A 9603-nucleotide genomic window follows, 5' to 3' on the forward strand; every position below is an offset into this window, starting at 1 on the left:
GATAAAAAGGTAGTACTGTCTCAAGAGCCCTATTTTAATTTTGAAATTAGTACTAGTCCTGATGGAAAACCTATAACCCTCAAAAACCAAAAGAGTTATAACATGTATAAAATGGATTATGCTGATATCAAAAAATTTGATGTTGGAAGTAAGGTACATAGCAGATTCCCATATCAGGAAAAAATGCAAGCTTATAAACCACTTTTGGAAGAGACCATAGATTCTGTAGAGAGTTATGCAAAAAAGAAAAAATTGCCAAAACCTAATTTTAGCATAGAAACTAAAACTATTCCTAAAGGAGATAATGAGTTCCATCCGGAACCGGCAGAATTTGTTGACTTGATTATGGAGATCGTGATTAAAAAGAAACTAACTAAACGAGTAACCATACAATCGTTTGATGTGAGAACGCTACAATATCTGCACGAAAATTACCCCAAAATAAAAACAGCTTTGCTAATTGATGAAAAGATTGATTTTGAGGTGAATATAGCTGACCTTGGCTTTAAGCCAACTGTTTATAGCCCTTATTCAGTATTAGTAGGTAAGGGATTGGTAGAACGCTGCCATGAGGCGGGTGTTAAGATTATACCATGGACAGTAAATTCAATCAAAGATATGAAGTACCTAATCGGGTTGGGCGTAGATGGGGTTGTTACTGATTACCCTAATATTTATAAAAAGGTACTGGAAGAAAATTAACCTAAAACAGGTTTTTAATGATCTGTTCAATTGATAATCCTTCAGCCTCAGCTCTATAGTTACGCACAATACGGTGGCGTAAAATAGCTTCAGCAACAGCCTGAACATCCTCAATATCCGGTGAATACTTCCCCGATATCGCGGCGTGACATTTTGCTCCGATAACAAGGAATTGGGATGCCCTTGGGCCTGCGCCCCAGCTTATATATTTATTAATATCTTCAGTAGCCAAGGCTGTATGAGGACGGGTCTTACTTGCCAGCTTTACGGCATATTCGATTACATTGTCTGCAACAGGAATATTTCTTACTAATTTTTGGAAATACTGAATCTGTTTGGCGTCTATTATCTTTTTAAGCTTAACGTCGTTGTTGCTGGTCGTGTTCTTTACTATTGTAAGCTCATCAGCGAATGTAGGATAGCTGAGTAGAACATTGAACATGAATCGATCTAGTTGAGCCTCAGGCAAAGGGTATGTGCCTTCTTGCTCAATAGGGTTCTGAGTCGCCAGCACAAAGAATGGATTTGGTAATACATGCCTTTGTCCCGCTGCTGTGACAGCCTTCTCTTGCATTGCCTCAAGAAGAGCTGCCTGAGTTTTTGGTGGCGTTCTATTGATTTCGTCTGCAAGAACTATATTTGAAAATATAGGTCCGGTTATGAATTTAAAATTTCTGTCTTCACCTAATATTTCCGCACCGATAATATCGCTGGGCATTAGATCTGGGGTAAATTGAATCCTGTTAAAGTTAAGATCCATTACGTCTGCAACAGTTTGAACAAGCAACGTTTTGGCAAGCCCTGGAACGCCAACCAGTAAGCAATGACCATTACTGAAGATGGAAATCAAAACAGATTTTACCACTTCTTCCTGACCTATAACAACTTTCCCTATTTCGGTTCTAATGTTGTTATAAGCTTGATGCAACGCATCTACTGCCTTTATATCATTTTCAAACTGCATACGCGTTATTTTTTAGCAGTTGAATTTTTAGTCCAAATTTTCAATTCATCACAATCATCATAATCTTCGTCAATTCTGATGTAAGTGTTTTCTCTTCTTTTTTCGAACCATTCACTTAACATTCTATCGATTTTATCCTGTTGTGCTTTCTCTTTGAATTTAGAATAATCCTGTTCCAGGTTTCCTTTATGTGGCGGGATTTTAGATTTTAAATAAAGAATCTTATATCCTTGTTTGCCATCTGGATCTGTGAAAGAAACAGGCTGAGAAACTTCGCCTACTTTCATTGTATCAACAACAACAAATACTTTTGGATCTAGTTTATCCGCTGGGATAAATGTAGTTCTGGCAGTAACGTTATCTGCATATAATATCATACCACCGTTATATTGAGATTCCTTGTTATCAGAATATAATGAAGCAGCGGTAGAGAATGGAAGTTTTTTCTCTACGATATTTTTGTAAATGGTATCGGCTTGTAATTTAGTTCTTTCTAAGCTGGCCGGTGTAGTTTCCGGACGTATAAGAATATGGCGTGCCTGAACCTGTTCTCCGCGGCGTTCAATAACCTGAAGAATATGGAAGCCGTGTTCTGATTCAAATACCGGCGACATTTCACCTGGTTTTAATTTAAATGCCCAAGCTGTAAATTCTTTCACCATTCTGGTACGATCGAAGAATCCAAGGTCACCACCCTCAGCAGCTGAACCTGTATCTTCAGAATAAGATTTAGCAAGGAATGCAAAATCCTCACCACTTTTCACTCTTAACCTTAATGCATCAATTTTATCATAGAATTTTTGCTTTTCTGCTTTTGTAAGTTTTGGATGAAGTACAATTTCTCCAACTTCAAATTCAGTAGGAATATCAGGAAGACTATCTTTTTTATAAGAATCAAAATAACGTTTAACCTCAATCGGTGTAATGTTTACATCCTGAGTTATTTTTTGCTGCATTTTATTAGAGATCAACTGCTCTTTAATGTCAGGTCTGATCTCATCTTTATACTGAAGAACAGAGCGATTTAAAAACTGTTCCAATCTTTCTTGTCCACCTGCGCGCTGGATCTGATAACGCATACGTTTTTCAACTTCCTCATCAACCTGGGCTTCTTCAACTACAACAGAGTCAATTTCTGCTTGTTGTTTAAGTAGTTTCTGAGCAAGCATTTGTTGCAATATATAGCACTTTACTTTATCATCATCAGGATTTCCTGAATTTAAGTATTGTGCATATTGTTGATTTAAATCTGATAGTAAAATGATGTTATTACCTAATACAGCAACAACTTTATCTATATTTTTCTTTTGAGCCTGTACGTTGAAAAACAAACAAATCAATCCGCTTGCTGTTACTAAAAATTTCCTCATTCTATGGTTGTTCAATTATATTCTTTTGCAAATCTAATATTATCTGTGCTATTGGCGTGAAGCTCATGGCTTAGCCAATTTTCTTATCTCGTCCTGATTAATCTTTACAGGATATTTTTTTCTTAGTGCTTTTATCCATTCATTCTCCAGTTCCTGCTGATAATCTGTGACTACCTGCCCTCTAACCTCATCAAAAGAACTTTGCAAATAAACGCTTTTGTTTTTATCATAAAAAATGCGGAGCTGATTTTCATCATTCTGCGCCTGGTTCCATACCTTTATTTCAGAGATATTAAACATTAAAACCGCTTCTTTATATTCATTCATTATGAAAAGATATTCTGGTTTTGTTTTCGATATTCTTTTCTGTGTACGCAATGCGTGTTCATAGTTTTTTACCTCGGCAAGATAGCCTGTGTCCGTATCCAGACCCAACTCTCTGGCTTCAGTAACCTTAAGTTTGAAGTTTACATATAAGGTTAGATAAGCATGTAAATCTTCAGCCGTCGCATTTCCGTTGCCGGAATGATTTTTCTTATATACCCACATAAACTCTTTATTGCTTATTGGTTTTCCATTAACTACAGCCACATTTTGAGCAAATGCACCGGTAATAAAAAGACTGATGATAATGGAACAGTAAACTTTTCTCACAAAAGACTTATGGTATATAATTTTAAGGCATAAAAGTAATAAATAAAGGTACTATAATGAGATATTTAACTAATTTTAACAGAAAAAAGATTTTCAATAAAATTATCATTAATGGTGAGCCAACTTACAACTGACGGAGAAGGTCTGCGTTTATTTTTTACGGATGATATTTACCTGGTTAAAGAGCCTGAGGGGACGTTAAATGAAGAAGTGCAAGTTTATGTAAAAGATGAAGCATCTTCACCTGCTCAGCCTTTAATTGTTAATGAACCAATAATTCCCTTAGTTAAAGTACAACCTGAGTTTAAATTTTTAGGTAATAATAACCGTAATATACTGATTTTGGTATACGATGAGCATAATGACGTTAGTGATGAAAGGGGTAGGGAATTGTTAAGAAAGATCGTAAAATCAATAAATCTAACCGCTAGTGATTTCGCGTTGCTTAATTACGCCAAGTATAAAGAAGCAAGCTATGAGCAATTGAAGGCTCGTTTTTCGAGTGTCATTGTATTTGCATTTGGTGTTTCATCTCAGCAACTTGGATTAAAGCAGCATCCTGAAAACACAGTAGTAACTGAAGGAGAAGTAAAGCTTATCTTTTCTTCGGCGCTCCAAAAACTGGATGAAGATGCAAATGGAAAGAAAGTATTATGGGGTAGTTTGAAACAACTGGGACTATGATGCTACCTGAATTGGTGTTTGCTACCAACAATAAGCATAAGACAGAAGAAATTGGTAAACTCCTTGTAAATCAATATAAAGTTTTAAATCTTAAAGATATTGGCTGTGATGTTGATATCCCTGAAACAGGGAACTCATTTGCAGAGAATGCAGAGCTTAAAAGCAGTTATGTAACTGATAATTTTAAGTTGAATTGTTTTGCTGATGATAGCGGATTGGAGATTGAGGCATTAGACAATGAACCTGGAATCTATTCGGCCAGGTACTCAGGAGTTAGAGATGATCTTGAAAACCTTAATCTTGTACTAAAAAAGATGGAAGGTAAAACGAATAGAAAGGCCCATTTTAAAACCGTTATTTCTTTAAACCAAAATAATAAGAACTATCTTTTTGAAGGGGTTGTTTATGGCAACATTACACAAACTCCAATAGGAGATGAAGGATTTGGTTATGATCCAATATTTATGCCTATTGGCTACGATAGGACCTTTGCGCAAATGAGCATGACGGAAAAGAATGAGATCAGTCACAGGGCAATTGCGATGAAAAAGCTTATTGCTTTTTTAAAGGAGCAGGTGTAATTTTTTTAGCAGTATCAGGTTTCTTACTGGTATCGGGCTTTAAGGGTAAGATATTCTTAATTGGAGCAATAATAGCTTTTGCTGAATCTATTGCGGCTGAATCAATTTTGGAGGCAGCCTTAACAAGTTCTTTTGAAGCAGTTTTAATTAATCCTTTTTTGGCTACTTCAGCTTTATTGGGTGCTTTGCCTGTCGGGCTTCCAGGTTTTTTTGCCCCTGCTGCCGGGCTTTTAGATGCAGCAGGTTTTGTTTTAGGTTTCCCACTTATTACTTCCTTTTTAGAAAGCGGTCTAAGTTCAGGTTTCCATGTAAATCCTGTTAACAAAACATCTTCTTTTAGTTCAGTAATAGGCACCCTGATTCCCTCGGGTTCTTTAACAGTAAGAATATGACTTATTTCTTTGTCTTTAAACAAGATCTTTATTCTACTGCTTACAGTTTGGTTCATGTCGGTGTATACACTGTCTTTTCCCCTGTTATAATAAACACTTTCTGCATTTCCATCCACAAACATGGTGCTTAATTCTCCATCTTTAAAGAAAGCAGTAATGAGTTTTCCTTTTATCTGATTAAACCTTGCGGAATCCGCATTTACATTCACCTGAAATGCATTATCAATTACCTGTAACGTATTAAGCTTATTGTTTTTTAAGCGAAGGTAAATAGTGTCTCCGGTTTGTTGAGAGTTCTGCGACCATAAAATAGGGTCTCCGTACCACCTTAAAGTGGAATCGGCACTTGTATAAAATAGAGAATCTGCTTTAGCCTGCATATTGGATTTGTAAACCCTTACATTATGATAAGCTTTAATGGAACGTGTTTTTACCGTATCCAAAGGGTTAGGTGGTATTGAATCCTTAATATTTTTCTTTACTAAACTATCCGTGGTTTTAATGGCCCCGTTAATCTTCTTCGCTACATTTCCTGATTTTGCCAGGCTATCGGCTTTTTTACTTAGACTATCAGGTTTTTTACCTGAAATCGCTGCCTTTATAGGTTTAACTGGGTCTTTTGCCGCATTTAAAGAATCCTTAATTAATGAAGTATCGGGTTTCTTTTGAGCAATACTATCCTTAGAAAGGCTATCCTTGGGTAAGGAAACCTTTGCTAGCAGGCTATCTTTAGCTGCTTTAATTGCCGTAGAATCAACAGGTTTTGTATTTTTGTTATCTCTTTTAGCAGTTTTCGCTTTTTCTTTTGCTTCTTTTTTCTCCGATTTCTTTGCTATTCCAATTTCCTCGGCCGTCATCCCGGGTGCTTGTGATTCACCTTTCTTCTGTGGTTTCTCAGGATCACCCAATTCATTGTTTTGTTTGAGTACCGGTGATTCAATTAACTTCAAAGTTTTTTGAAGTACCATTTGAGTTTCTAATGTATCCGAACCCAACCATAAGCTATCTGGCTGTAACTTGTTGTTTACTGTTATGGAGTCTTTTGTCCCCATACCTACATACGCATTTTTGGTTACAACAGTACGCTCGTCTATTTTGTAGTAATAACCCAATTGACCATAAAGAACCGTTTTGTCGGCAGTATCTTTAAAGATGATATTCCTAACAGCCTTACCATATCCTGCTATACCATCATAGTATAAACTATCTCCTTTTAAAGATTTAGTCCCATTGGTGTATAAGTTCTTCTTGCCAAAATAAGCATATTCAGTTTTGGTGTTGTATGCGCCATTTTCGGTATATAGGTTATCTTCTTTACCTTTTATATTTGTAGGGCCATAAAAATAGGTCCAGTTGGTAAGGGTATTGTACCTTAATGTGTCTGATTTAATTGTGCTTTGTGGTGTTACCACTACAACATTATAACGAAAGTAAGAATCTCGGCTATTAGAAAAGTAGTAGCCGTTTTTACTCGTTAAGGTCACATCTTTATTAACAATTTTGCCTCCTTCTACATATGTTCCAACTTTGGTGGCCATATTGTAGTCAAGCACATTAGTGGTAAGAACAGACTCCTTGTCGATCATACGCACATTACTGGTTAAGTGGGCAATTTTAGTATTTCCATTGTATGTTAAATGATCAGAGTAGATATTTATGGTATCTCCCTGATTAATATGGACGTTTTTAAATGCCTCAAAAACATTGTCGTTTTGATAAAAAACAGCACTGTCACAAGTTAACGTAGCATTTTCATGAATAAATACTGGATACTTCAGATAAGAAATGTTTTTCTTTCCATCTGTATTTCCTATTCTGGCATCCTTCAAAATAATCTTGGTTCTCTGTTGCGCTAGCAAAGAGAAAGGAAACATGAAAAAGATAATGAAAAAGCGTATTTTCTGCACTTTACAAAGTTAGTTTTTTGCTTACCATTTTAATTAAATATTTTTGAAAGATGTTACCCATTCAAAACTTTAAAGATTTTATAAGCCATAATTCACTCTTCATTGCTAGCGACAAGATACTGCTTGCCGTTAGTGGCGGGAAGGATTCTGTTTTAATGGCCCATCTCTTTAAACTCGCTGGTTTTGATTTTGGTATAGCACACTGTAATTTTAATTTAAGGGCAGATGAGTCTCAAAGAGACGAAAGCTTTGTACGAATGCTCGCCAACTCCCTGGAAGTGCCATTTTATGTAACCCACTTCAAAACTAAAAATTACGCTGCAGCGCATAAAATATCTACCCAAATGGCCGCCAGAGATTTGCGGTACAATTGGTTCGAAGAGATACGGGAATCTAATAACTATAATTTCATCGCTCTTGCACAACACCAGGATGATGCCATGGAAACCGTATTGTTAAATTTAACGAGGGGAACAGGGATAGCCGGGTTGCATGGCATTTTCCCTAAAAGAGATAAGCTCATCAGGCCCCTGCTATTTCTTTCGCGTGAGCAAATTAATGAATTAATAGCAGAGCATAATATTGATTTTGTAGAAGATAGTTCAAATTTATCTGTAGACTATGCCCGCAATAAAATTCGCCTAAAGGTTATCCCTCATCTTAAAGAGATTAATCCTAATCTGGAGCAAACATTTGAACAAAATATTCAGCGGTTTTCTGAAACGGAGCTTGTGTTGCAAAAAGCAGTTTCCGAACTAAGGGAGGACTTGCTTGTCGAAAAACAAAATAGCTTGCACTTGTCAATTGCCAAGGTCAAAGCATTGAAGCCGCAGCGGTTGTTAATTTTTGAACTGCTTAGGCCCTTTGGTTTCTCGGAACTTGTAGTGATAGAACTGCTGCAGGCGCTAAACAAGCAAAGTGGGACCTCTTTCTATAGCAGTTCTCATAGAATTACCATCGATAGGGATGATTTGATATTAAATCCTATTGTTGAAGAAAATCTGCAATTGGCATTTATTCATGTTAACGATCAAAGCGTAAATCTGTCGCAGCATAAGATATTAATGTCTTTCATAGATGAACCATATTTTGAAAAGAGTACCAAAAGGGCATTTGTAGATGCTGATAAGCTCATGTTTCCTTTAGTGGTGCGAACCTGGCAATCTGGCGATAAGTTTATGCCGCTAGGTATGAAGTTCTTTAAAAACTTAAGCGATTTTTTTATTGATGAGAAAATCCCGCTTGCAGAGAAGGCTGGTGTCCCTATTCTGATAAACGGAAACGGCGAAATTATTTGGCTGGGTGGTATGCGGCAAGATGATAGATACAAGGTGACATCGGCCACAAAAAAAGTGGCTATATTCGATCTGAAATAATCATATTACATTTTTTAAACAATCTTAACTGAGATAGGGGTACTACGGAAATAAAAAAAAAGTAACTTTATTGAAATTTACATAAATGAGCAATCGCTACGCTTTTTTTGAAAAACAGTACATAGGACGTGACTATATCAGGATCTGTATCAGGTTAGTTATGGCTGCATTTTGCTTCGCTGCCTATGTATATGAACGAGATAGAGATAATACCCAGGATTTATTTCTTGTAGTTGGATTTGGTATCATTGGAGTTTCAATAGCGTTGCTTTTTCTAATTCAATACAAAACCATTATTGAGCATAAAAAAATCATAATAGACGGCTTGTGGTCTGCTAAAAGAGTAGAAATAGATCTGAATTCAATAGTTAAAGTAAGAAAAGATACTTATAGTAATTACTTATTCAATAACCCTGTTTATAACCTTCACCGGAAGGGAAGTATTCGTTTTTATTCATCCGGGAAAGACGCTGTTGTGCTTACAGATACTGATGGATTTGAATATTACATTGGTACGCAAAGACCTAATGAAATGTATCTCRTGATACAAGCCGAGATGAAATCTTAAATCAAATCTTTTGAGCCGATCAAAAACTTAAATAATTGCAATTGTTTAACACAAAGCTCAATTTAAGTAGTGTACTTTGCATCGTAAAAAAATATTCATGAAAATAGGTATCGTTTGTTACCCGACTTTTGGAGGTAGTGGTGTAGTTGCCACTGAATTAGGCAAGGCGCTTGCCGACGAAGGTCATCAGGTACATTTCATCACATATAGTCAGCCAGCCAGGCTAGACTTTTTCTCTGAAAACTTATTCTATCACGAAGTATCAGTTAGAGATTATCCATTATTTGATTATGCACCTTACGAATCAGCATTGGCCAGTAAACTGGTGGATGTAGTGCGTTTCGAAAAACTGGATATTTTGCATGTTCATTATGCAATTCCACATGCATCCGCTGCGTTTATGGC

Annotated in this window: 10 protein-coding genes; 6 read left to right on the forward strand and 4 right to left on the reverse strand. The window is 36.3% G+C overall.

All coding sequences use genetic code 11. The annotated features are described in order from the left end of the window. On the forward strand, positions 1–702 hold a 702-nt coding region (locus AC1DDX_RS16155), incomplete at its 5' end, for a glycerophosphodiester phosphodiesterase family protein (protein ID WP_477622267.1). Position 703: 1 nt separating this feature from the next. On the opposite strand, the gene AC1DDX_RS16160 is transcribed toward AC1DDX_RS16155, so the two are convergent. The 3 genes from AC1DDX_RS16160 to AC1DDX_RS16170 all read right to left on the reverse strand — a co-directional run bounded on the left by AC1DDX_RS16160 (position 704) and on the right by AC1DDX_RS16170 (position 3690). Beyond that, positions 704–1666, reverse strand: a complete 963-nt coding sequence (locus AC1DDX_RS16160; protein WP_172661582.1) for an AAA family ATPase — start codon at positions 1664–1666, stop codon at positions 704–706. Between the two features lie 5 nt (positions 1667–1671). Next, positions 1672–3036 carry a peptidylprolyl isomerase gene (locus tag AC1DDX_RS16165; protein WP_172661581.1) on the reverse strand — a complete coding sequence of 455 codons (1365 nt, stop codon included), beginning with the start codon at positions 3034–3036 and terminating at the stop codon, positions 1672–1674. Positions 3037–3099: 63 nt separating this feature from the next. Continuing rightward, a complete protein-coding gene (locus AC1DDX_RS16170; RefSeq protein ID WP_172661580.1) occupies positions 3100–3690 on the reverse strand; it encodes a hypothetical protein in 591 nt (196 codons plus the stop codon). Between the two features lie 111 nt (positions 3691–3801). On the opposite strand from AC1DDX_RS16170, the gene AC1DDX_RS16175 reads away from it, so the two are divergent. Together AC1DDX_RS16175 and rdgB are read left to right on the forward strand one after the other, a co-directional pair. Next, entirely contained in the window at positions 3802–4374 is a 573-nt protein-coding gene (locus AC1DDX_RS16175; RefSeq protein WP_172661579.1) for a DNA polymerase III subunit psi, read from the forward strand. Further along, on the forward strand, positions 4374–4955 hold the full coding sequence (gene rdgB / locus AC1DDX_RS16180; protein WP_216854428.1) for an RdgB/HAM1 family non-canonical purine NTP pyrophosphatase: 582 nt from the start codon (positions 4374–4376) through the stop codon (positions 4953–4955). The genes AC1DDX_RS16175 and rdgB overlap by 1 nt, the downstream gene beginning before the upstream one ends. Here rdgB and AC1DDX_RS16185 read toward each other — a convergent pair. Further along, complete coding sequence (locus tag AC1DDX_RS16185; RefSeq protein WP_288881987.1) at positions 4927–7254, reverse strand: OstA-like protein; 2328 nt, start codon at positions 7252–7254, stop codon at positions 4927–4929. The genes rdgB and AC1DDX_RS16185 overlap by 29 nt on opposite strands. 50 nt (positions 7255–7304) lie before the next feature. Here AC1DDX_RS16185 and tilS point away from each other — a divergent pair, with 50 nt between their 5' ends. The 3 genes from tilS to AC1DDX_RS16200 all read left to right on the forward strand — a co-directional run. Beyond that, the gene (tilS, locus tag AC1DDX_RS16190) at positions 7305–8630 is read left to right on the forward strand and encodes a tRNA lysidine(34) synthetase TilS (protein ID WP_337717237.1); all 1326 of its coding nucleotides are present in this window, start codon (positions 7305–7307) and stop codon (positions 8628–8630) included. Between the two features lie 85 nt (positions 8631–8715). Next, on the forward strand, positions 8716–9198 hold the full coding sequence (locus tag AC1DDX_RS16195) for a hypothetical protein (RefSeq protein WP_477622268.1): 483 nt from the start codon (positions 8716–8718) through the stop codon (positions 9196–9198). Positions 9199–9295: 97 nt separating this feature from the next. Beyond that, a partial coding sequence (locus AC1DDX_RS16200; RefSeq protein ID WP_477622269.1) for a glycosyltransferase occupies positions 9296–9603 on the forward strand: 308 nt, incomplete at its 3' end.

The sequence above is a fragment of the Pedobacter sp. 10L46_2 genome (genome assembly GCF_056395165.1).

Bases quoted from the DNA above. Each gene is read 5' to 3' on its own strand.
- AC1DDX_RS16160 (WP_172661582.1), bottom strand. From the start codon at position 1,666: ATGCAGTTTGAAAATGATATAAAGGCAGTAGATGCGTTGCATCAAGCT.
- AC1DDX_RS16165 (WP_172661581.1), bottom strand. From the start codon at position 3,036: ATGAGGAAATTTTTAGTAACAGCAAGCGGATTGATTTGTTTGTTTTTC.
- AC1DDX_RS16175 (WP_172661579.1), top strand. From the start codon at position 3,802: ATGGTGAGCCAACTTACAACTGACGGAGAAGGTCTGCGTTTATTTTTT.
- rdgB (WP_216854428.1), top strand. From the start codon at position 4,374: ATGCTACCTGAATTGGTGTTTGCTACCAACAATAAGCATAAGACAGAA.
- tilS (WP_337717237.1), top strand. From the start codon at position 7,305: ATGTTACCCATTCAAAACTTTAAAGATTTTATAAGCCATAATTCACTC.